Annotated in this window: 17 protein-coding genes; 6 read left to right on the top strand and 11 right to left on the bottom strand. The window is 69.3% G+C overall.

The genetic code is table 11. The features are described from left to right. Positions 1-2 precede the first annotated feature (2 nt). Both N177_RS13075 and N177_RS13070 read right to left on the bottom strand, forming a co-directional pair. Positions 3-989 carry an alpha/beta fold hydrolase gene (locus tag N177_RS13075; protein WP_023432834.1) on the bottom strand — a complete coding sequence of 329 codons (987 nt, stop codon included), beginning with the start codon at positions 987-989 and terminating at the stop codon, positions 3-5. 188 nt (positions 990-1,177) lie between these two features. Continuing rightward, a complete protein-coding gene (locus N177_RS13070) occupies positions 1,178-1,498 on the bottom strand; it encodes a hypothetical protein (protein ID WP_040485720.1) in 321 nt (106 codons plus the stop codon). A gap of 257 nt (positions 1,499-1,755) precedes the next feature. Here N177_RS13070 and N177_RS13065 point away from each other — a divergent pair, with 257 nt between their 5' ends. Beyond that, positions 1,756-2,217 carry an Hsp20 family protein gene (locus tag N177_RS13065; protein WP_023432832.1) on the top strand — a complete coding sequence of 154 codons (462 nt, stop codon included), beginning with the start codon at positions 1,756-1,758 and terminating at the stop codon, positions 2,215-2,217. A 79-nt stretch (positions 2,218-2,296) separates the two neighbouring features. Here N177_RS13065 and N177_RS13060 read toward each other — a convergent pair whose 3' ends face one another. Next, positions 2,297-3,349 carry a threonine aldolase family protein gene (locus N177_RS13060; RefSeq protein ID WP_023432831.1) on the bottom strand — a complete coding sequence of 351 codons (1,053 nt, stop codon included), beginning with the start codon at positions 3,347-3,349 and terminating at the stop codon, positions 2,297-2,299. A 447-nt stretch (positions 3,350-3,796) separates the two neighbouring features. Here N177_RS13060 and gltB point away from each other — a divergent pair, with 447 nt between their 5' ends. Then, positions 3,797-8,452 (top strand): glutamate synthase large subunit, encoded by a 4,656-nt coding sequence (gene gltB, locus N177_RS13055; RefSeq protein WP_051402370.1) that lies wholly within the window; start codon positions 3,797-3,799, stop codon positions 8,450-8,452. Positions 8,453-8,462: 10 nt separating this feature from the next. After that, on the top strand, positions 8,463-9,884 hold the full coding sequence (locus tag N177_RS13050) for a glutamate synthase subunit beta (protein WP_023432828.1): 1,422 nt from the start codon (positions 8,463-8,465) through the stop codon (positions 9,882-9,884). 101 nt (positions 9,885-9,985) lie between these two features. On the opposite strand, the gene N177_RS13045 is transcribed toward N177_RS13050, so the two are convergent. From N177_RS13045 to galE, 3 genes are all read right to left on the bottom strand, one after another. Beyond that, positions 9,986-11,428 carry an SGNH/GDSL hydrolase family protein gene (locus tag N177_RS13045; RefSeq protein ID WP_023432827.1) on the bottom strand — a complete coding sequence of 481 codons (1,443 nt, stop codon included), beginning with the start codon at positions 11,426-11,428 and terminating at the stop codon, positions 9,986-9,988. A 45-nt stretch (positions 11,429-11,473) separates the two neighbouring features. Then, the gene (locus N177_RS13040) at positions 11,474-12,721 is read right to left on the bottom strand and encodes a lytic murein transglycosylase (protein ID WP_023432826.1); all 1,248 of its coding nucleotides are present in this window, start codon (positions 12,719-12,721) and stop codon (positions 11,474-11,476) included. 112 nt (positions 12,722-12,833) lie between these two features. Continuing rightward, a complete protein-coding gene (gene galE, locus N177_RS13035) occupies positions 12,834-13,829 on the bottom strand; it encodes a UDP-glucose 4-epimerase GalE (protein ID WP_023432825.1) in 996 nt (331 codons plus the stop codon). Positions 13,830-13,989: 160 nt separating this feature from the next. Between galE and galU the strand changes: the two genes are divergently transcribed. Continuing rightward, entirely contained in the window at positions 13,990-14,871 is an 882-nt protein-coding gene (gene galU / locus N177_RS13030) for a UTP--glucose-1-phosphate uridylyltransferase GalU (RefSeq protein WP_023432824.1), read from the top strand. Between the two features lie 23 nt (positions 14,872-14,894). Here the strand turns inward: galU and N177_RS13025 are convergent, their stop codons facing one another. Further along, positions 14,895-16,286 (bottom strand): outer membrane beta-barrel protein, encoded by a 1,392-nt coding sequence (locus tag N177_RS13025; protein WP_023432823.1) that lies wholly within the window; start codon positions 16,284-16,286, stop codon positions 14,895-14,897. A 245-nt stretch (positions 16,287-16,531) separates the two neighbouring features. On the opposite strand from N177_RS13025, the gene N177_RS13020 reads away from it, so the two are divergent. Next, on the top strand, positions 16,532-17,302 hold the full coding sequence (locus N177_RS13020; RefSeq protein ID WP_023432822.1) for a motility protein A: 771 nt from the start codon (positions 16,532-16,534) through the stop codon (positions 17,300-17,302). A 9-nt stretch (positions 17,303-17,311) separates the two neighbouring features. Beyond that, positions 17,312-18,163 (top strand): OmpA/MotB family protein, encoded by an 852-nt coding sequence (locus N177_RS13015; protein ID WP_023432821.1) that lies wholly within the window; start codon positions 17,312-17,314, stop codon positions 18,161-18,163. Positions 18,164-18,213: 50 nt separating this feature from the next. On the opposite strand, the gene N177_RS13010 is transcribed toward N177_RS13015, so the two are convergent. The 4 genes from N177_RS13010 to N177_RS12995 form a co-directional block, all read right to left on the bottom strand. Continuing rightward, positions 18,214-18,783, bottom strand: coding sequence for an ABC-type transport auxiliary lipoprotein family protein (locus N177_RS13010; RefSeq protein ID WP_040485719.1), 570 nt, complete (start codon positions 18,781-18,783; stop codon positions 18,214-18,216). A 119-nt stretch (positions 18,784-18,902) separates the two neighbouring features. Continuing rightward, positions 18,903-21,407, bottom strand: coding sequence for an MlaD family protein (locus tag N177_RS13005; protein ID WP_023432819.1), 2,505 nt, complete (start codon positions 21,405-21,407; stop codon positions 18,903-18,905). A gap of 7 nt (positions 21,408-21,414) precedes the next feature. Next, the gene (locus N177_RS13000; protein ID WP_023432818.1) at positions 21,415-22,218 is read right to left on the bottom strand and encodes an ABC transporter ATP-binding protein; all 804 of its coding nucleotides are present in this window, start codon (positions 22,216-22,218) and stop codon (positions 21,415-21,417) included. Between the two features lie 11 nt (positions 22,219-22,229). After that, positions 22,230-23,384 carry an ABC transporter permease gene (locus N177_RS12995; RefSeq protein ID WP_023432817.1) on the bottom strand — a complete coding sequence of 385 codons (1,155 nt, stop codon included), beginning with the start codon at positions 23,382-23,384 and terminating at the stop codon, positions 22,230-22,232. Between the last annotated feature and the right edge of the window lie 53 nt (positions 23,385-23,437).

Raw genomic sequence — 23,437 nt, 5'->3', positions numbered from 1 at the left:
CCTCAGGCCCGCCGCGTCTCGCGCGGCGGCAGGAGCGCGTCGAGGTCGTCCGGCCGCGCGAAGGCCTCGAACGCCGCCCAGAACTGCTCGCGATAGATGTCGCGCTCCATCAGGAGCTCGTGCATCGCGCCGGGCACGACGACCTGCCCGCCGGTCTTCAGGCGAAGCGCCAGGCGCTCGATCGCGAGGTTCGACACGATCGCTTCCGCGCCGGCGACGACGATCAGAACCGGCACGTGCACCTGCCCGGGAAAGCGCCGGCCGGCGAAGAGCCGGATCGTCGACAGCGCGGCGTGCACCCAGCCGATCGTCGGAGCGCCGAGGCCGAGCTCCGGCGCGGCGCGCAGCACCGCCTCCGTGCGGTCGTAGCGGGCGCGGTCGGAGGTGACGGGGTTCGTGTCGAAGGGCTGGGTGTTGACGGCCGTGTCGCCGCCACCCGGCACGTAGTGGCGCGCGAGCCCGGCATATCGCAGCACGGCGATCAGGCGGGAGAGGAAGGGTCCCGGCATCGTGCGCTCGTGAAGCGAGACCATCGGCGCGCTCAGCACGATGCGGTCGAAGAGATTCGTCGACTTGCGGGCATGGCGCAGCAGCACGGCCCCGCCCATCGAGTGGGCGAGCGCGTAGTGCGGCGCCGGGCAGTCGGGCAGCACGACTTCGCGCATGAAGACCGCGAGGTCCTTCTCGTAGTCGGAGAAACGGCGCACATGCCCCTTGCGCGGGTTGCGGGTCAGGCGCTGCGAGCCCCCCTGCCCCCGCCAGTCGAGCGTCGCGACGGCGAAGCCGCGGCTCCTCAGGTCCTCGACGACCTCGAAATACTTCTCGATGAACTCGGCGCGGCCGCCGAAGAGCGAGACCGTGCCCCTGAGCGCCACGCCGTCCTTCTTCGGCCAGCGCGCGTAGCGCAGGCGGACGCCGTCGCTGGCGACGATCTCGCCGCTGACCGCGCCGGGCGGAACGGGGTTCTCCGGAATGTCGACGAGCGTCATGGGGTCCGTTCCGCAGCGGCCAGGAGCCCCGGCTTTACAGCAAGGCGCGCGCCACGCTCAAGGCGGATCGAAGAAACGCCGGCGGCTCCCGTCGGGGAACCGCCGGCGCGTCGGCCGGGCGCTCCGGGGGCTAGACGTTGCGCCCGTCCTCCGCCCCGACCTCCCGAGGGAGGGCGGGGAATATCATCTCAGCGCCAGTGGACGGAATGGCCGCGGCGGCTGACTTCGACCCAGACCCAGCCGTAGCGGGGGTGATAGGTGCGCACGAGGTGGCCGCGGCGGTGCGGGCCGTGGTGCCAGCCCCCACGTTGGTGGCGGCCGCGCTCGTAGCGGTCGCGGCGGCGATCCCAGCGGCGGTCGCGATCCCGGTCCCGGCTGTGGACGAGTTGGACCTGCGAGGTCTCCACGCTCGGCTTGAACGCGGCGGCGGGGGCGGCCTCGGCCTGCGGCTGCATCAGGAACGTGGCCGCAAACAGGGCGGTCGCGGCGATGATGGTCGGCTTGATCATCTCTCTCTCCTCGAGGTCTCGCGCCACCGGCGCCTCAATCGACGAGAGGGAGAGTGCATCCGCCGGCCTGAACCCCCACCCAACCGGGAGTTCATGTGGCGTTCATCCGGGGCCGCCCGCAGCCTCTTGCACGCCGCGCGGCCGCCACCCACATCTATGACCGTGCACGCCATACCGAGATCGGGTGCACGAAAACCGAACGGATCCGGCCTTTCCGGCGGGTCCGGCGGCATGTCGCTTCAACAGGAGGATATGCGATGCGACACTACGACCTTTCCCCGCTCTACCGCTCGACCGTCGGCTTCGACCGGCTCTTCTCGATGCTCGACGGCATGTCGAACGGCGACAACGGCACGCCCGGCTATCCGCCCTACAATATCGAGCGGACGGGCGAGAACGCCTACCGCATCACGATGGCGGTCGCGGGCTTCGGCCAGGAGGACCTTTCCATCGAGGTCAAGGAGCACGCGCTGACCGTGCGCGGCGAGAAGAAGGCCGACGGCGAGTCGAAGTCCGAGGTGCTCTACCGCGGCATTGCCGAGCGCACCTTCGAGCGCCGCTTCCAGCTCGCCGAGCATGTCGAGGTGCGTGGCGCCCGGCTCGAGAACGGCCTGCTCCACGTCGAGCTCGTCCGTCAGATCCCCGAGGCCCTGAAGCCCCGCACGATCGAGATCGCGAGCGGCGAGCCGCAGAAGGTCATCGACCAGAAGGCCGCCTGACCGTCCCTCTGGACGGACCGGCGCAGCCGCTGATCGACACCGTGTCGCGCCCCGGAGACGGGGCGCGATTTTCTTCTTGTCAGGCTCCGAGGGCGCGGGCGACGCCGTCGATGTGGTCCTCGGTCGTCGCAAAGGCGGTGACGAACCGGCAGAGCTTCTCGCCGGCTCCGCCCGGCACGCCGAGGCCGGGATCCCCGGACCAGTCGTAGTAGACGGCGCCCGCCCCCTTCAGCGCCCTGTCCGCCGCCTCGTTCAGCCACACGAAGACCTCGTTCGCCTCGACCGGCCCCGCGACGCGAGCACCCGTCGCCTTCCGGAACACGGCCTCGAGACGCGCGGCCGCGACGTTCGCGCGGCCCGCGAGCTCGAGCCAGTGGCCGTTCTCGAGATAGGCCGCCATCTGGGCGCCAAGGAACCGCCCCTTGGAGAAGAGCTGCGCCGCCCGCTTGCGGCGGTAGCCGAGGCTCGCCCGCAGGTCGTCGCGGAAGACGACCACCGCCTCGGCGCACATCGCGCCGTTCTTCGTCGCACCGAAGGACAGGATGTCGACGCCCGCCTTCCAGGTGATGTCGGCGGGCGACGCGTTCATCGAGACGACGGCATTCGCGAAGCGGGCGCCGTCCATGTGGAGCGCCATCCCGTGCCGGCGGCAGATCTCCGACAGGCGGGCGATCTCGTCCGGTTTGTAGACGAGGCCGAACTCGCTCGCCTGGGAGATCGACAGGCAGGCCGGCTGGACCTGGTGGACGACGCCGAAGCCCCAGCCTTTCAGCATCGCCTCGCACTCGTCCGCGTCGACCTTGGCGCCGCCGCCGGTGAGCGTCACGAGCTTCGCGCCGCCGCTATAGAACTCCGGGGCGCCGCACTCGTCGGTGTTGATGTGGCTGTCGGCATGGCAGAAGACGGCGCCCCAGGGCGGCGTCGCGGCCGCGATGGCGAGCGCGTTCGCCGCTGTTCCCGTGGGGACGAGGAACACGCCGACCTCGCGCTCGAACACCTCGCACAGCGCCTCCGTCGCCCTCTTCGTCCACTCGTCGGCACCGTAGGAGGAGGCCCGGCCGTCATTTGCGAGGCCGAGGGCGTCGAGAATCGGCTGCGAGACGCCGGCCGTGTTGTCGCTTGCGAAGTTCATGGGCTGGAAGGGATCCGTTTGGCGGGTCGGGAAGCCGCCAACCTATCCCGCCGCAGCCGGAGCGCAAGGCCGAGCTTCGGCGCCTCGGGGCAACGGAGCGTGCCATGCCGCCACGCGGCTCTTCTCCCGGTTTCTGCCACTGCCGGCGCTCCACCTTTCCGGATGTGTCGCAGCAACGGGCCCCAACGCAACAATGCTTCGTTTCGAGCCTTGCGGGCCGGTTATAAATCTGGCATTTTGGCGGCCTGATAGGACAGTGATGCTGACCCATTCTGGCCGGTCTCGCGGACGAGGCTGCGGCCAGCTGGCAGCACGTGCGGCGCGTCCGCCATCGTTCCACGAAGCAAGAATGGCAGGTGCCGCCAGCCGGTCGGGCGAGGCGGTGGGCCGAGAGACGCCGCTTCCGGGGAAGCCGACAGGCGGCAGGGAGACGAAGGAGAGCAGGCCATGGAACGCCCATCGGCTTCTGACAGTGCACGGCGCCCCGAGGGTCTCTTCGACCCGAAGCGCGAATTCGACGCGTGCGGTGTCGGCTTCGTCGCGCATATGAAGGGCGTGGCTTCGCACGACATCGTGAAGGACGGGCTGAAGATGCTCGTCAACCTGACGCATCGCGGCGCGGTCGGGGCCGACCCGATCGCCGGCGACGGCGCGGGCATGACGATGCAGATCCCGCACCGCTTCCTGAAGGAGGAGTGCGCCAAGCTCGGCATCGACCTGCCGGAGCCCGGCCACTACGGCGTCGGCCACCTCTTCATGCCGCGCAACGACGCGGCCCGGAAGGTGATGGAGGATCTCTGGCGCGAGGTGCTGCAGGACGAGGGTCTGCCCTTCCTCGGCTTCCGCGACGTGCCCGTCGACAATTCCTGCCTCTCCGAGACGACGACGAAGCTCGAGCCGCAGCACGTCCAGATCTTCATCGGCCGCCCCGAGGGTCTCGAAGACCAGGACGCCTTCGAGCGGCGCCTGTTCATCGCCCGCAAGGTCGTGTCGAACCGGCGCCTGCAGATGGAAGAGGTCGCGGACGAGGACTATTATCCCGTCTCGCTGTCCTCGCGCACCCTCGTCTACAAGGGCATGTTCCTCGCCTACCAGCTCGGCGAGTACTATCCGGACCTCAATGACGAGCGGGTGGAATCCGCCCTCGCCCTCGTCCACCAGCGCTTCTCGACGAACACCTTCCCCGCCTGGCCGCTCGCCCACCCCTACCGGATGGTCGCGCACAACGGCGAGATCAACACGCTGCGCGGCAACGTGAACTGGATGGCGGCGCGGCAGGCGAGCGTCTCCTCGGAGCTCCTCGGCGACGACATCCAGAAGCTCTGGCCGATCTCCTACGAGGGCCAGTCGGACACGGCGTGCTTCGACAACGCGCTCGAGTTCCTGGTGCAGGGCGGCTACGAGATGGCGCACGCCGTCATGACGCTCGTGCCGGAGGCCTGGGCCGGCAACCCGCTGATGGACGAGGACCGGCGCGCCTTCTACGAGTACCACGCCGCGCTGATGGAGCCGTGGGACGGCCCGGCCGCGATCGCCTTCACCGACGGCCGGCAGATCGGCGCGACGCTCGACCGCAACGGCCTGAGGCCGGCGCGCTGGTTCGTCACCGACGACGACCGCGTCGTGATGGCCTCGGAGATGGGCACGCTCGACATCCCCGAGAGCCGCATCGTGCGCAAGTGGCGGCTGCAGCCCGGCCGCATGCTGCTGATCGACTTCGAGGAAGGCCGCATCATCTCCGACGAGGAGATCAAGACGAGGCTGGCCAACGCGAACCCCTATCGCAGCTGGCTGTCGCGCACGCAGATCGTGCTCGAGGAGCTGCCGCCGGTGCCGGGCAACGCCCCGCGCACCGGCGTCAGCCTGCTCGATCGCCAGCAGGCCTTCGGCTACACGCAGGAGGACCTGAAGATCCTGATGGCGCCGATGGCGACGACGGGCCAGGAGGCGCTCGGCTCGATGGGCAACGACACGCCGATCTCGGCGATGTCGGAGAAGTCGAAGCCGCTCTACACCTACTTCAAGCAGAACTTCGCGCAGGTCACGAACCCGCCGATCGACCCGATCCGCGAGGAGCTCGTCATGAGCCTCGTCTCGTTCATCGGGCCGCGGCCGAACCTGTTCGACCTCGAGGGCCTGTCGACGAAGAAGCGGCTCGAGGTGCGCCAGCCGATCCTCACGAACGAGGACCTCGAGAAGATCCGCACGATCGGCGACATCGCCGACAACCAGTTCAACACGCAGACGCTCGACATCACCTTCTCCGCCGAGCGCGGGCCGGAGGGCATGGAGGTCGCGATCGAGCGGCTGTGCGAGCGCGCCGAGCGGGCCGTGCTCGACGGCTACAACATCATCATCCTGTCCGACCGGCTGGTGCGGGCGGACCGCGTGCCGATCCCGGCCCTGCTCGCCACCGCCGCCGTGCACCACCACCTGATCCGCCGGGGCCTCAGGACCTCGGTCGGCCTCGTGGTCGAGACGGGCGAGGCGCGCGAGGTGCACCATTTCTGCGTGCTCGCCGGCTACGGCGCCGAGGCGATCAACCCCTATCTCGCCTTCGAGACGCTGACCGACATGCGCGACGACTTCCCCGAGGAGGTCGACGACCGCGAGATCGTGCAGCGCTACATCAAGGCCGTCGACAAGGGCATCCTGAAGGTCATGTCCAAGATGGGCATCTCGACCTACCAGTCCTATTGCGGCGCCCAGATCTTCGACGCGGTCGGCCTGTCGAGCGAGTTCGTCGACCGCTTCTTCTTCGGCACTGCGACGCTGATCGAGGGCATCGGGCTGCGGCAGGTCGCGGAGGACACGTTCCGCCGCCATGTCGACGCGTTCGGCGACGACCCGGTCCTGCGCAACGCGCTCGACGTCGGCGGCGACTATGCCTGGCGCACGCGCGGCGAGAGCCACATGTGGAGCCCCGAGACGGTGGCGACGCTGCAGCACGCGGTGCGCGGCGCCTCCTACGAGACCTATCAGCAGTACTCGAAGCTGACGAACGAGGAGGCGGGCCGCCGCAACACGATCCGCGGCCTGTTCCGCATCCGGGGCGCCGAGGAGGCGGGTCGCAGCCCGGTTCCGCTCGGGGAGGTGGAGCCCGCAGCCGACATCGTGAAGCGCTTCTCGACCGGCGCGATGTCCTACGGCGCGATCTCCAAGGAGGCGCACGAGACGCTGGCGCTCGCCATGAACCGGATCGGCGGCAAGTCGAACACCGGCGAGGGCGGCGAGGAGGCCGACCGCTTCGTCGTGATGCCGAACGGCGACACGAAGCGCTCGAAGATCAAGCAGGTGGCGTCGGGCCGCTTCGGCGTGACGGCGGAGTATCTCGTCAACGCCGACCAGATCCAGATCAAGATGGCGCAGGGCGCCAAGCCCGGCGAAGGCGGCCAGCTGCCCGGCCACAAGGTCGACGCGATGATCGCCAAGGTCCGCCACTCGACGCCGGGCGTCGGCCTCATCTCGCCGCCGCCTCACCACGACATCTACTCGATCGAGGACCTGGCGCAGCTCATCTACGACCTGAAGAACACGAACCCGGCCGCCGACATCTCGGTCAAGCTCGTGTCGGAGGTCGGTGTCGGCACGGTCGCGGCCGGCGTCGCCAAGGCGCGCGCGGACCACATCACGATCGCCGGCTACGAGGGCGGCACGGGCGCGAGCCCCCTCACCTCGCTGAAGCATGCCGGCAGCCCGTGGGAGATGGGCCTCGCCGAGACGCACCAGACGCTCGTCGGCAACAACCTGCGCAGCCGCATCCGGCTCGAGGTCGACGGGGGCCTGCGCACCGGGCGCGACGTCGTCGTCGGCGCACTGCTCGGTGCCGACGAGTTCGGCTTCTCGACCGCGCCGCTGATCGCGGCCGGCTGCATCATGATGCGCAAGTGCCACCTGAACACCTGCCCCGTCGGCGTCGCGACGCAGGACCCGGTTCTGCGCAAGCGCTTCAAGGGCACGCCGGAGCACGTGATCAACTACTTCTTCTACGTCGCGGAAGAGGTGCGTGCGCTGATGGCCGGGATGGGCTTCCGCAGCGTCAACGAGATGATCGGCCAGTCCGACATGCTCGACAAGGAGGCGCTGATCGACCAGGCACGGCTCGAGGGGCTCGACTTCCGTCGCGTCTTCCACAAGCCGAGCGTGCCGGAGCACGTGTCGATCCGGAACACCGAGACGCAGAAGCACCCGATCGACGACGTGCTCGACCGCGAGCTGATCGCGGAGGCGATGCCGGCGCTCGAGCGCGGCGAGCCGGTGAAGATCGACAAGTCGATCAACAACACGAACCGCTCCGCCGGCGCGATGCTCTCCGGCGAGGTCGCGAAGCGCTACGGCCATGAAGGCCTGCCGGAGGACACGATCTCGATCAGGCTCACCGGAACGGCCGGGCAGAGCTTCGGCGCGTTCCTCGCCTGCGGCGTGTCGCTCGAGCTCGTCGGCGACGCGAACGACTATGTCGGCAAGGGCCTCTCGGGCGGCCGGATCGTCATCCGGCCGGCGGAAGAGAGCCGCTGCATGCCCGAGGAGTCGATCGTCGTCGGCAACACGGTGCTCTATGGCGCGATCTCCGGCGAGTGCTACTTCCGCGGCGTGGCCGGCGAGCGCTTCGCCGTGCGCAACTCCGGCGCCGTCGCCGTCGTCGAGGGCACGGGCGACCACGGCTGCGAGTACATGACGGGCGGCGCCGTGGCGGTGATCGGCCGCGTCGGCCGCAACTTCGCGGCGGGTATGTCGGGCGGCGTCGCCTACGTGCTCGACGAGGAGGGAGACTTCAAGGCGCGGTGCAACCTCGCGATGGTCGACCTCGAGCCGGTGGCCGAGGAGGACGACCTCCTCGAGCGGCTGCACCACCACGGCGGCGACATCGAGTGGCACGGGCGCGTCGACGTCTCCGCCGACATGACGAAGCACGACGACGAGCGGCTGCACACGCTGATATCGAACCACCTCCACTACACGGGCTCCGAACGCGCCCGGCACATCCTGGAGAACTGGGAGGAGTACCGCCCGAAGTTCGTGAAGGTGATGCCGGTGGAGTACCGCCGCGCCCTGCGCGAGATGGAGGAGAAGAACCGGCTGGCCGCCGTGGCGGCGCAGTGAGGAGAGCGTCATGGGCAAGGTAACGGGCTTCCTCGAGATCGACCGGCAGGATCTGAAGTACCAGCCGGCATCCGACCGCATCCGCCATTTCGGCGAGTTCACGCTGCCGATGGAGGAGCCGGAGGTGCGCCGCCAGGCGGCGCGCTGCATGGATTGCGGCATCCCCTTCTGCCACGGGCCGCAGGGCTGCCCGGTCAACAACCAGATCCCCGACTGGAACGATCTCGTCTATGCCGGGGACTGGGAGGAGGCCTCGCGCAACCTGCACTCGACGAACAACTTCCCCGAGGTGACGGGCCGCATCTGCCCCGCCCCTTGCGAGGAGGCGTGCACGCTGAACCTCGAGAACACGCCCGTCTCGATCAAGTGCATCGAGCAGGTGATCGCCGACCGGGCCTTCCAGGAAGGCTGGATCCGGCCGGAGCCGCCGAAGCACAAGACTGGCAGGAAGGTCGCGGTGATCGGATCGGGGCCGGCTGGCCTCGCGGGCGCGCAGCAGCTCGCGCGTGCCGGCCACGACGTGCATCTCTACGAGCGTGAGATGAGGGCCGGCGGCCTGCTGCGCTACGGCATCCCGGACTTCAAGATGGAGAAGCACTATATCGACCGCCGGGTCGCGCAGATGGAAGCGGAAGGCGTGACCTTCCACTACGGCGCGAATATCGGCGTGAACGTCGACGTCGAGGAGCTCGTCGAGGGCCACGACGCCGTGCTTCTGGCCTGCGGCGCGGAGCGGCCGCGCGACCCGGGCCTGCCGGGCGGCGAGCTCGAGGGCGTGCACTACGCCATGCCCTATCTCGTGCAGCAGAACAGGCGCATCGGCAACGAGCAGATCGACGGCGCACCGATCCTCGCCGGCGGCAAGCACGTGGTGGTGATCGGCGGCGGCGACACGGCGTCGGACTGCGTCGGCACCGCCTTCCGGCAGGGCGCCGTGCAGGTGACCCAGCTCGACATCCGCCCGATCCCGCCGGTCAACGAGGACAAGCTCCTCGTGTGGCCCTACTGGCCGACGAAGTTCCGCACGTCGTCGAGCCAGGCGGAGGGCGCGGAGCGGGAGTTCTCGGCCGCGACGCTCGGCATCGAAGGGCGCAACGGGCGGGTCAAGCGGGTTCACTGCATCCGCGTCGACGAGAAGCGCAAGCCGATCGAGGGCACGGACTTCTACATCAAGGCCGACCTCGTCTTCTTCGCGATCGGCTTCGCCGGGCCGGTCACCGAGGGGCTCGTCGAGACGATGGGCTTCGAGCTCGACCAGCGCGGCAACGTGAAGGCCGACACGATGGCCTATCTGACCTCGCACCCGAAGGTCTGGGCGGCCGGCGACATGCGCCGCGGCCAGTCCCTCGTCGTCTGGGCGATTCGCGAGGGCCGGCAGGCCGCGCACTCGATCGACAAGGCGCTGATGGGCAAGACGTCGCTCCCGCGATAGGACGGGCGGCAGACCTCAGGAACAACAAAGCGGCGGCAGCGATGCCGCCGTTTCGCTGTTTCCGACCCTGCCCGCGTCGCGCTTGCGCGCCGCCCCGCCCCTCACCCGCCGGCGGGTTCGCGCGGCCAGGAGAAGTCGTCCGAACGGCCGCTCTCCGGCGGCAGCGTGTGCCCCTGCAGGATGACCTTCCGATAGGCCGAATTCTCCGGGGGTGTCGGCCCCTCGTCGAGGCCGCCCGCCAAGAGGCCGGTGCCCGACAGGCCGTTCAGGTTCACGACCTCGCCGCGGCCCGTCCTGCGCATCTCCTCGCTCGGCATGAAGGGGCGTGGCCCGGCACGCGACATGACGGTGACGTCGGTGACGACCTCGCCTTCCCGCACGAAGTCCCGCCTGATCTCGCGCGCCACGAAGTGAGCGAGCTTGCGGTTGCCGGCGACGGTGAAGCCGGCGCCATCGCCGGTCCGGAGCTCGCGGATCTCGCCTTTGATGTCGGGGCCGCTCTGCGCGTAGGCGTTGTTGGCGTCGACGAAGCCGTTCCAGATGTCGACGAACTCCGCGCCGGCCCTGTACGAGCGCATGCGGAAGACCTCGTTGAAGAAGCCGAGCTCCGCGCTGAGCCGCGAATCCTCCACCGGCGGCAGCCCCACCCAGTAGAGGGGGATGCCGGCCGTGGTGAACGTCTCCATCAGGGCCTCGACGCGCTGGGAGTAGAGGTCGCGCCACATCTCGGTGCCGAAGGCGACCGAACCGTCGGCCGTGGTGATGGGCGTGCGATCCCCCATCCCGACCATGACGACTGCCGCGCCGATATCCGGCCTCGCCTCGACGACGGGCGCGGCGTCGCCGGCCCCTTCGGTCTCGCCGGGAGCGTCCGGATCCGCCACGAGCTCGGCGCCGTCAGATGCAGCATCAGGCTCGTCCGCGGCCTCTGCCTGGGCCTGAGCCTCGGCCTCGGCTTTCGCCCTGGCTTCCGCCTCCGCCTTGGCCGCAACCGCGGCCGCGGCCTTCGTCCGGGCCTCTTCCGTCGCCTCGGCGATATAGGCGTCGACCTTCGCCTTCAGGCTGTTGGGTGCCGCGCCGGCCAGCCCGAGACCTTCCTCGCCTCGGGCGACGACGACGAGATCCGCATTCTCCGCGAACGCGTCCTCGAGCCCCTTCGCGAGGCCGCTGGCGAAGGCGTCGCCGAACACGACGACCTTCATGGCGTCGGGGTTCTTCGTCGTCTTCGGAGCGGGGGCGCTCGCGGCCTGGGTGGAGGAACGGCGCGGGGCGCTCTGCTGCGGCTGGGGGCGGCTCCGGCGCTGCTCCGTCCGCCTCTCGGAGGGGCGCCGGTTCGGCACGAGGTCGCTCGGCCGCCGGTTGGGGTTCTCGTAGTGTTGCTGCTGGCGCTGCTGCTGCCCGCCGCCGAAGATCGCGTTGAAGAAGGAGGAGATCGGGTTTCGCGGGCCCTGCTCCTGGGCCGCGGCGTCCGGTGCGCCGGCCGCCAGACAGGCGGCCAGCGCGATCGCGACGACCGAGAGCGCGTGGCTGCCGGTCCATTTCATGGCGGAGATCCTTCGGGGCCTGACGTCAATCCGCCGGTGCGGAGGTCAGCTTCCCGTCCGCAGGCGCTCCAGGAGACTATAGCTCGGATAGCCGTCCGCGGGTAGGCCGGAGCGCCCCTGGAAGGAGCGGATGGCCGAGCGGGTCATCGGCCCGACCTGGCCGTCGACGCCGCCGGGATCGAAGCCGCGGCTCGACAGGAGGCGCTGCATCTCCTCCTTCTGGGTGCGCGTGAGCGGCTGGTCCTGCGTCGGCCAGCTCTGGGCGAAGGTGCCGCCGCCGGCGAGCCGGTCCGCCAGGTGACCGACGCCGAGCGCGTAGGACGTGGCGTTGTTGTAGCGCTTGATGGCGTTGAAGTTCCTGAGCATCAGGAAGGCGGGGCCGTTCGCGCCGGCCGGCAGCATCAGAACCGCCTGGTCGTTGGGCCGCGGGAAGTCGCGCGCGTGGGTGCGGCGCACGCCGAGATACTCCCACTCGGTGACGCTGCGCTTCGTCTGCTCGTCGGCGAGGCCGAAATCGAAGCCGCGCGGCAGGTTCACCTCGTAGCCCCACGTCTCGCCGTCGGCCCAGCCGCTGTTCTTCAGGTAGTTCGCCGTCGAGGCGAGCGCGTCGGGCACGCTGTCCCAGATGTCGCGGCGGCCGTCGCCGGTGAAGTCGACGGCATAGGCCTCGTAGGTCGTGGGGATGAACTGGGTGTGCCCCATGGCGCCGGCCCAGGACCCCATCATGCGCGAGGGGTGGACGTCGCCGTTCTGCAGGATCTTCAGCGCCGCGATCAGCTGCGTCCGGGCGAACTCCGCCCGCTTCGGATCGCCGTGGGCGAGCGTCGCGAGCGAACGGATGACCGGCCGCACGACCTTGTGGTTGTCGAGGACGGCGCCGTAGGACGACTCCATGCCCCAGATCGCGGTGAAGACGTAGCGGCTGACGCCGTAGCGGCGCTCGATCTCGGCCATCTCCCGGTCGTAGCGCTGCAGCATCTGGCGGCCCGTCTCGATGCGGCTGTTCGAGACGGCGGACTCGAGGTACTCCCAGATCGGCTTCACGAACTCGGCCTGCCGGTTCGCCGCCTCGAGGACCGCCGGGTCCGGCGTCACGCCCTCGAAGGCGCGGCGGAACGTCTCGGCCGAGACTCCGGCCTGCCGCGCCTGGGCCTGGAAGCCGTCGCGCCAGGCCTCGAAGCTCTGTGCTGCCATCGCCGACCCGAAGCTGAACAAAACGAGGCCCGCGCCCACAACGATCGAGCGCAGCGCGGACTTGCCGCCAAGGTATTTCCACTGGCCGAGCCAGGTCATGTCGCTCCTCCTACGGGGAAACTGCTTTCCCCGTCAAGGAATGACCAGACAGACTTAATTTGTCGTTTATCGGATCCCGAAAGAGATCGTTTACCCTGCCGCTGAAGAAGCTTCAGTTCGCCTGGCGCTTCCGGTCCGGAAGATCGCGCTCCCAGGCGAGCGCGCTCGCCACGATCCCGTCGAGATCCTCGTGGGCCGGCCGCCATCCCAGGACGTCGCGCACCCGGTCGGCCCTCGCGACGAGCGCGGCGGGATCGCCGGGCCTGCGCCCGGTGAACTCGACCGGGATCTCGTGGCCGGCGGCCCGGTTCACCGCCCCTATCACCTCGCGCACGGAGTAGCCGCGGCCGTAGCCGCAGTTCATGACCTCGCTGGCCCCGCCCGCCCTCAGGTGGCCGAGCGCCAGGAGGTGGGCCGCGGCGAGATCGCTCACGTGGATGTAGTCGCGGATGCAGGTGCCGTCCGGCGTGTCGTAGTCGGTGCCGTAGACCGACAGCTTCTCGCGACGCCCGAGCGCGGTCTCGCAGGCGACCTTGATGAGATGGGTCGCGCGCGGCGTCGACTGGCCGCTCCGGCCGCCGGGATCCGCCCCCGCCACGTTGAAATAGCGCAGCGCGACATAGGAGAAGTCGTGCGCGACGCTCGCATCGGCGAGCATGATCTCGCTCATCAGCTTGGAGGAGCCGTAGGGCGAGATCGGTCGAAGGCGGGCCGTCTCGACGACCGGGTTCTCCTCCGGCATGCCGTAGACGGCGGCCGTGGAGGAGAAGATGAAGCGCTTGACCCCGTGGCGGACGGCGGCGGCGATCAGGCCGCGCGTCTTCACCGTGTTGTTGAGGTAGTAGCCGAGGGGGTCGGCGATCGAGTCCGGCACGACGATCGACCCCGCGAAATGGATGATCGCCTCGATCCCGCCGCCGGACAGAAGCCCGTCCACCGCGGCCTCGTCGGCGATGTCGGCCTCGACGAGACGCGCTCGCGGCGGCACCGCCCACTGGAAGCCGGTGCTGAGATTGTCGATGACGACCACCTCCTCGCCGGCATCGAGGAGCGCCAGGACCATGTGGCTGCCGATATAGCCCGCTCCGCCCGTCACCAGGATCGCCATTTTCTTCCTCTTTCCCTTGCCGAACTCGGGAACGCATTAGCAGCCGCGGGCTTTACGGCTGGTAAGCGCCAGCCGCCGAAGCTAGTCTTCCGGCCGCGAAGACGAGCCTGGTGGCCGCCTCGCCCACCGAACGACGTTTCCGAGGGGAGAAGCTCACTACATGCGACCGATCCGCAAGGCCGTGTTTCCCGTCGCCGGTCTCGGCACCCGCTTCCTGCCCGCCACGAAGGCGATGCCGAAGGAGATGCTGACGGTGGTCGACCGGCCGCTGATCCAGCACGTCGTCGACGAGGCGCGGGAGGCCGGGATCGAGGACTTCATCTTCGTGACGGGGCGCAACAAGCAGATCATCGAGGATCATTTCGACGTCCAGCCCGAGCTCGAGATGACGCTGAAGGAGCGCGGCAAGACGAAGGAGCTCGACCTCCTCGCGCGCGACCTGCCGCCCGCCGGCGCGACGAGCTTCACCCGCCAGCAGGCCCCGCTCGGCCTCGGCCACGCCGTGTGGTGCGCCCGCGAGCTCGTCGGCGACGAGCCCTTCGCCCTCATCCTCCCCGACGTGCTCGTGAAGGCGAGCCCCAGTTGCCTCTCGCAGATGGTCGACGTCTACAACGAGGTCGGCGGCGGCAACGTGATCGCGGTCGAGGAGTGCGATCCGGCGAAGGTCTCGAGCTACGGCGTCGTCTCGGTCGGCGAGACGAAAGGCCGTGCCTTCGAGGTGACCGGCATGGTCGAGAAGCCGAAGCCGGAGGAGGCGCCGTCGAACCTCATCATCACCGGGCGCTACATCCTCGAGCCGGAGATCTTCGGCCTCCTCGAGAACCAGGAGAAGGGGGCGGGCGGCGAGATCCAGATCACGGACTCGATGCAGCGCCTGATGGAGACGCGGCCCTTCCACGGCCTGAAGTTCGACGGCACGACCTATGACTGCGGCTCGAAGATCGGCTTCCTCGCCGCGAACGTCGCCTACGGGCTCGACAGGCCGGAGCTGGCCGACGACCTGAAGGCGATGATCGACACGATCCTGTCGGGCCGCGGCTGAACCGCAAGGGCTTCCGCCGGGCCTCAGCGCCTGAGCGTGACGCCGGCCTCCACGCGCGTCTCCTCGTAGTCGGACCCGTCGACATTGCTGTCGCGGCGCGTGTGGCCGACGCCCGCCCGCCACGACATGAAGCGGTTCATCGCGTAGTCGACCTCGAGAGCGGCCGTGTAGCTCTTCTCGAGGCGCGGCACGCCGACATAGTCCGCGCGCTCGGCCCCCAGCGTCGCGACGACGAGCAGGTTGCGCCGCAGGGCGTGCTCGACCGAAAGGCCGAGCGTCGCGGTGCGGATGCCGGACGCGCCGGGCTCCAGCACCGTCTCCTCCGGCCGCAGCTCGCCCTGGAGCCGCAGCGTCGTCAGCGCCGTGGGGCGCCAGGCGAGCGAGCCGCGATAGAGAAGGCCCTCCACGTCCTCCAGGCTGTCGTCGACCGGCGTCTGCCGCTGGTAGCCGATCCCGAGCTCGCCCTCGAGCACCTCGCCGCGTGCCAGCGTCAGCCCCGCGAGCACCTCGTAGCCGCTCGATCCGCGGCGGATGCCGTTGTCGTCCACCTCCCGCTCGTAGTCACGCTCGTTCACGCCGCCTTCGACGAAGACGCCGACCGACGCGCCCACGTCGTAGCTGGCCCGCAGCCTCGCCCCGGTCTCGTCGTAGTTGCGGTCGCTGTTGTCGAAGAGCGACCCGTCAGACAGGCGCGCGTCCTCGTAGCGGTGGGCCTCGTAGGACAGGCTGCCGGTCAGGCCGACCCGGCCGAACGTGTCCGACAGCGAGGCCGACACGCCGTATGTCTCGACATCCGGCCGCTCGACCGCGTCCGCCGGCAGATCGGGATCGCTCAAGGCCTCGGGCGCGAGGTTGTAGGTCGCGCGCAGGTCCGCCACGAGGCTGCGGACGAGATCGAGGCGCAGGGCGAGTTCGCTGTCGAGGCTGGTCGTCGTGTCGCCGTCGTCGTCGAACTCCGTGTCGGCCGCGAGCCGGGCGGCGAGCTCGTGGCGGCTCCAGTCGGAGCGGAGCTCGAGCTCGGGGCGCAGCGAGTAGAAGCTTCCGGAGACGGGATCCTCGGCGAGATCGATGTTGCTGCTGTGGCCGCCCACGATGGTGAGCGAGGGATAGAGCAGGAAGCTGCCGAGCCGGATGCCGAGCGGCGCGTACGGGTCGTCGTCGGCCGGGGCGGGCTGAGGAGCCTCGTCCGCCTCGTCCTGCGAAGGCGCCGAACCGGCGGGTGTCGTGGCGGTGGTGGTGGCGGCCACCCCCTCCTCCGCCGCCGCAGACGCGGCCAGACCGCCGCGCAGCGTCTCCAGGCCCACCTGCGGCAGGAGCGGCCCTCTCAGCGCCTGCGCCATCGCCTGCCCCGGCGCGGCGAAGGGCAGGAGTGCCGCCGCGGCGAAGGTGACGAGGATCTTGTGTCGCGGTGACATGCCGGGCGCGTTCGGTTCGCGAAGGTTGATTCCGGCCTCCTGCGGGCAGGGAATCGGGCCTTGACCTTGCCGCCATCATGGTTAATCCGCTGTTAAGCGTGATCGGTCCTCCGGCCCCGGCTTCGGCATTCGCGGCCGACCCTGCGGCTTTCCGTTTAGCGAATGATAAGCAACGCCCCCTACAGTCCCGACACCAAGCGGGCCCCCGAAGGGCGTCCCGACCTATTTTTGGGGACAGAAGGTCCATGGATTTCGCAACGATCGTCGGCATCATCGCCGGGTCGATACTGGTCGCGACCGCCATCTTCCTGGGCGGTGACTTCATGCTCTTCGTCGACGTGCAGTCGATGCTGCTCGTGGTGGGCGGGGCGATGGCGGCCACGATCATCCGCTTCCCCCTCTCGGGCGTCATGGGCGCGCTGGCCGTGGGCGCGAAGGTCGCCTTCACGCAGCGCAAGACCGAACCGCGCGAGGTGATCGACGAGATCTCGACGCTGGCCGACGTCGTGCGCAGGAAGGGCCCGCTCGGCCTGGAGTCGGTCGAGGTGAAGAACGAGTTCCTCGCCCAGGGCATCCAGTACATCGCCGACGGCTACGAGGAAGGGTTCATCCGCGAGTCGCTCGAGCGCGAGCGGGACCTCTATCTCGAGCGACTGGAGGACGGGCAGCGCATCTTCAAGGCGATCGGCGATTCCGCGCCGGCCTTCGGCATGATCGGCACGCTCGTCGGCCTCGTGCAGATGCTGGCGAACATGGACGACCCCTCCTCGATCGGCCCTGCGATGGCCGTCGCGCTCCTGACGACGCTCTACGGAGCCCTCATCTCGAACCTCGTGGCCCTTCCGATCTGCGACAAGCTCGCGCTCAAGGCGAAGATCGAGGAAGTGAACCAGACGCTCGTGCTCGACGGCATCATGCAGATCCGGGAGGGCAAGAGCCCGCAGCTCATCCGCGAGATGCTGAAGGCCTACATTCCCGAAAAGCACCGCGCCGAGATCGCGGCCCTTGCGGTCTGAGGCCCGACGATGGCACGCAAGCAGAAGCTTGGCAGAGACGGTCCGCCGGAGTGGATCGTCACCTTCGCCGACCTGATGTCGCTGCTTTCCTGCTTCTTCGTCCTGATCATCTCCTTTTCGATCCAGGACGAGCAGAAGCTGCAAATCGTCGCGGGATCGATGCGCGAGGCTTTCGGCGTGAATCGGGAGGAGAAGCGGGCGGGCGTCATCGAACTCGACGGGCTCCCGCAGCGCGAGTTCCTGAAGCGCCAGTCGCCGGTACCGATGGACAGGGACAGCTCCTTCGCGACCGAGCAGCGCGACACCTACACGCAGCAGGGCCCGGAGGCGAACACCACCAGCAACGACCCCGCCGACATCGAGAGTTCGCGACAGTTCGCGACCGCCTCGGCCTCGCTCCGCCAGGCCTGGCGGGAGATGCCCGACATTCTGGAGCTGTCCGACCAGATCATCTACCAGGAGACGGAGGACGGGCTCGACATCCAGATCGTCGACGAGGAAGGCCGCTCGATGTTCCCGCCGGGATCGCGCTACCCTTACGAGCGCGCGCGCCTGATCCTGTCGGAGATGGCGCCGATCATCGCCAGGATGCCGAACCGGATCGTCATCACCGGGCACACGAGCGCGGAGTCGGAGAACGAGGTCGGCCACTCCGCCTGGGACCTCTCCGCGGAGCGGGCGAACGCGGTGCGCGGGATCCTGTCCGAGCACGGCGTGCCGCAGGACCAGTTCGCCGCCGTGACCGGCAAGGCGGACGCGGAGCCCCTCTTCCCGGAGAACCCGTTCATGGCCGCAAACCGGCGGATCTCGATCCTTCTCAAGAAGGAGGATCCGCCGCTGCCCCCCGACCTCAGGCCCTGAGACCGGGGCGCCGCTCCGGGGGAGGGCCGCCCGCGTGCGTCCGTCGGATTTCAGATGGCGCCGAGCGTCCAGGCGACGACGTCGCGCGACAGGCCCTCGAACGCCGCATTGAGCCCGGCCGTCACCGTCGCGGCCTCCGTGTCGGGAATGGGCACGACGGTCCGGAACCGCCGCGAGGCGACCACGCGGCCGTTCGAGTCGGCGATGATGCGCGCGTTGAGCTCCGCCACGGCCTGCCGGTCATAGGCGTTCACCTCGAAGGCCCGAAGGTCCGTGACGAGACCGTAGTCGGACACCTGGGCGCCGCCCGGAGGCGACACGGCGCGCACGCCGTCGCTGTTCTGGAACGCTTCGATCAGCCGCGCCTGCACGAGGGCGGGAAGGCGGTCGTTCCACCTCGTCGCCGCGAGATAGGTGACGACGGTCGGGGACGGCCGCACGACGATGCGCTCCGAGTTCAGGGCACCGATCGCCGTCGGTTCGGTCACCGCCAGCTGCGCGCGCGTCGACCCTACCGGCCCGAAGGCCGTCGGCGCCGTGAGATCGAAGGTCGCGGGCGGCGGCCCCCCTCCCGTCAGCAGGCTGGCAGCGGCGCAACCGCTCAACATCGTCGCAAGCATGAGGCTCGCGGCAATTCGGCCGAATCGTGGCACCTGGTTGGGCCCCCTTGAGAACACGTTACCCAAGGCTCTCGTAGCACATCGCCCGAGACCGTCCTATTGCGGGCAGGGCTTCCCGGTCAGAACCTCCGGCCGGGGTTGTAATCTTGCACCTCCGAGCCCCCACCGGTCAGGAAGCCCGCCGGATTCTGCTCGATCCGACGGATCAGCCGGTCGACTTCCTGGAGCGTCTGCTGGCCGCGGCCCATCAGCTGCTGGAAGTCGCGCAGGCCGCCCGTGCCGTAGCGGCGGATGTCGCCGGTGATGTCGTCGAGGCGGGAGTTGAGGTTGTTGGCGGTGTCCCTGATCGCGGTCGCCGCTTCGGTCGCCTGGGTGATGAAGCCCTCTCCGCCGCCCTCGAGCATGTCGTTCGCCTGCGTCAGCAGGCCGTCGAGCTTCTGCGACGTCTCGCGCAGCTGGGCGGCCACGGCGCTCGCGTCGTCGATGAAGCTCTCGACCTGCTCGGTCTTGGATGCGAGGCCGACGGTGAAGCTCTCGACATTCGTGATCGAGCGCTGGATCGCCGTGGGGTCGAGGGCCGTGGCGATCTCGTTCGCCCTGCCCGCGAAGCTCGAGATCTCGCCGGCTGCGCTGTTGGCGTTGTTCAAGAGGCTCTCGATGACGAGGCGGTTCGACGACAACATGCCCGTGAAGTCCCGCACGTCGCCCATCACCGCCCGCACCTGCTCGGGATCGACCGCGCCGACGACCTGCTGGGCCTGGTCGGTGATCGCCGTCACCTTCTCGCTCGCGGCGGCGATGCGGTCGGCCGCCTCCCGGGCGCTCGCGACGAAGGCGTCGATCTCCTGCGTGTTGCCGGCGAGCGTCGCCGAGAAGCTCTCGATGTTCGTCAGCGTGCGGGAGACGCTGTCGGGCTCCACGGCGGCCACGATCGCCCCGACATCGCCGCCGATCGTCTCGATCTGCGCGGCCACACGGTCGATGCGGTCGGCGGCGGAGACGGCCGCGTCCGCGAGCTGGGTCACCTTCTCCGAATTCGCGGCGAGCACGTCGGTGAACTGGCGGACATTCGCCATCACAGACTGAACCTCGGCCGGATCGACGGCGCCGACGATTTCGTTGATCGTGCCCGTCGCGGCGTTCACGCCCTGGGCCGCGGCGCGCGCGTCGGCCATCAGCCCGTCGAGCTCGGGCCCCTGCCGTGCGAGGGCTGCCGTGAAGGCCTCCGCGTTCGCCACCGTGTTGGCGAGCCGCGCGGGGTCGATCGCGGCGACGAGCGTGTTCACGCTCTCGCCGGCGGTGCCGATCTGCGAGGCGGCGCTCTGCGCGTCTGCGAGCACCCCGTCGAGCCGCTGCCCGGCCGAGGCGAGCTGGCCGGAGAACGTGTCGACATTGGCGAGCGTGTTCGACAGGCGCTCGGGATCGACGGCGGCGACGACGGCGCCGACCTGGTCGGAGAGCTGCGCCACCCGGCTGCCGGCGGCCCCGAAATCCTGCACCGTCGAACGCGCGTCGACGATCAGCCCGTCGAGCTCGGCGGCGTTGCGGGCGAGAGCCGCGGAGAAGGTCTCGGCGTTGGCGATCGTCGCGTTGATCTTCTCCTGGTCGACCGCGGCGATCAGCGTCTCGACGCTGCCGCCGACCGTGTCGACCCGCTGCGCGGCGCCCCGCACGTCCGTCAGGAGCGCATCGAGCTGCTGCCCCGCGCCGGCCAGCTGGCCCGAGAACGTGTCGATGTTCGCAAGCGTGCTCGACACGCGCTCGGGATCGACGGCCGCGAGGACGGCCGAGACCTGCTGCCCCGCCCCCTCGAGCTCGGTGGCGAGGTTGCTGAAGCGCTGGGTGGCGTCGCCGACGTTCCGGGCGATCTCGTCGATGCGGCCGGAATTGTCGGCGAGCGAGGCGGAGAAGCGCCTGGCGTTCGCGACGATCTCCTCGACGTCCTGCGGGTTGATCGCCTCCACGATGCCGTTGAGGCTGTCGCTCAGCGTGCCGATCCGCCCGCCGAGCTCGGCGAAGGCGCGCGCGGCCGACGACGCGTCGTCCATGAAGCTCACGACCCTGTCCGTGTTGTCGGCGAGCGCCCGGGTGAACATCTCGACGTTCGAGAGGGTGGCGGTGACCGCGTTCTCGTTCTGGGCGAGGATCGAGTTCAGCTTCGTCGCGATCGCGTCGACCTTCGACAGGAGCGACTGGCCGCTCTCGAGAATGTCCTGGTAGTTCGAGCGCTGGCCGGTGATGGTCGCGCCCGGCGGCAGCGGCTCGCCCGGCGTGTCCGTCGGCTGAAGCTGCACGTAGGCGAGCCCCGTCACGCCCTGCACCTGGAGCTGGGCGCGGATGTTGCTCGTCACCGGATAGGTGTCCCTGATCCGGATCGCCGCGATGACCTTGGAGGGATCGTCCGGGTCGAGCGCGAGCGTCGCCACGTCGCCGACGCGGATGCCGTTGTAGTAGACGGAGCTGCCCTCCGTGAGGCCCGTCACCTCGCCGGGGAACACCACCTGGTAGGTCACGCGGTCGCGGGTCGCGCCGTAGCTTCCCATCCACACGATGAAGCCGAAGGCGGCGATGATCACGACGAGCGTGAACAGCCCAACGATCAGCGGGTTGGCACGTGTCTCCATCAGGCCTTCATCCGTGGGCTAGCTGCGCCGAGCGGCCACGCTGGCCGCCGAAATAGGCCTTGATCCAGGGATCGTCGTAGGCCACGACCGTCTCGAGGTCTCCGGCCACCAGGATCTTCTTGTTTCCAATCGCGGCGACCCTGCTGCAGATCGAGAATAGGCTGTCGAGATCGTGGGTTACCATGAAAACGGTCAGGCCCAAAGTCTCCTGCAGCTTGGCGATCAGGTTGTCGAAATCCGCCGCCCCGATCGGGTCGAGACCCGAGGTCGGCTCGTCGAGGAAGAGAAGGTCGGGGTCGAGCGCGATCGCCCGGGCGAGCGCCACCCTCTTGATCATGCCGCCGGAGAGCTCCGAGGGCATCTTGTTCGCCGCGTCCGGCTGCAGGCCGACCATCGAGAGCTTCAGCCGCGCGAGCTCGCCCCGCAGCTCCGGCTCGAGGTCGAGATGCTCGCGCATCGGCGCCTCGACGTTCTGCTGGACGTTCAGCGAGGAGAACAGCGCCCCCTGCTGGAAGAGCACGCCCCACCGCGTCTGCACCGCGGCGGCCTCGGCCGGGCCCGCGGTGGCCATCTCCGTGCCGAACATCCGGATGCTGCCCGCGCGCGGCTTCACGAGGCCGATCAGCGTGCGCAGAAGCACGGACTTGCCGGTGCCCGATCCGCCGACGATGCCGAGGATCTCGCCGCGATAGACGTCGAGGTCGAGGTTCTGGTGGATCAGCGTGTCGCCGAAGCCGACCGTCAGCCCGCGGGCCTCGATCACCGTCTCCGCCGCACGCGGCTGGCGTTCGCGCTGTGATTCGACGACCACCCCTGCCCCCGTCAGATATCCATCGCGCTGAAGAACATGGCGAAGAAGCCATCCAGCACGATGACGGTGAAGATCGCCTTCACGACCGAGGCCGTGGTCCTGGCGCCGAGCGACTCCGCGCTGCCCTCGACCGCCAGGCCCTCGCGGCAGGCGATGAACCCGATCGCCACGGCCATGAAGGGCGCCTTGATCATGCCGACGAGGAACGTGTTGAGGTCGATCGCCGTCCTGAGGTGAGAGATGAAGGACTGCGGCGGGAGGTCGATATAGACCCACGCCGTCAGGCCCGCTCCCACGAGGCACGCCATGTTGGAGACGAAGGTGAGGAGCGGCAGCGAGATCATGAGGGCCGTCAGCCTCGGCATGATGAGGACGGCGGTCGGGCTCAGCGCCAGCGTCCGCATCGCGTCGATCTCCTCGCGCATCTTCATCGAGCCGATCTCGGCCGTGATGGCGCTGCCGGTGCGGCCGGCCACCATGATGGAGGTGAGGAGCACGCCGAGCTCGCGCAGGATCAGGATGCCAGCGAGGTCGACGGAGTAGATCTCGGCGCCGAAGCCGCGCAGCTGGTAGACACCCTGCTGCTCGATGATGCCGCCGATCAGGAGCGAGATCAGCACCACGATCGGCACGGCGCGAAGGCCGATCTGCTCGAGGTGGAAGATCAGCGAGGTGTACCGGGCCTGGCCCGGGTGCCGCATCAGGCCGAATCCGATGAGCGTCGTCTGGCCCAGGAGGACGACGAGCTCCCTCACGTCGCGATAGGAGCTGATGACCGTCTCGCCCGTGCCTTCGACGAGCTCGCGGCCGAAGGAGCGCTGGCGCGGCGGCTGGGGCGCGCCCGGGGCGTTCTCGCCGACCTCCTCGAGAAGGATGCGCTGGTTCTCCGAGAGGTCGCGCAGCCGCACCTCGCGCCCGGCCTCCTTGAGGCGCGCGGCAGTGCGGTGGACGAGCCACGCCCCCGCCGTGTCGAAGCGGCCGATTCCCGCGAGATCGACCTCGACCGCGCCAGCGCCGTTCAGACCCTGCAGCGCGGAGCCCAGCTCGTCGCTGCGGGCCTGGCACGTCTCGACCGTCCAGGTGCCGGCGAGCACGAGTCGGCCCGTCCCGCCCTCGCTCGAGGCGGTGACGGACGACGAGGTTTCCTGCTTTTCCGGCCTGGCCATTCTACCCCGGCAGAGTCAGCTTGCGCGCATCGGCTCGGCCCCGATAAACAGCA

Origin of the sequence: Lutibaculum baratangense AMV1 (genome assembly GCF_000496075.1) — a bacterium.
GTDB classification, from domain to species: Bacteria; Pseudomonadota; Alphaproteobacteria; order Rhizobiales; family Tepidamorphaceae; genus Lutibaculum; species Lutibaculum baratangense.
Note: the sequence above shows the minus strand (reverse complement) of the source record. Positions and strands in the feature narration are given on the sequence as shown.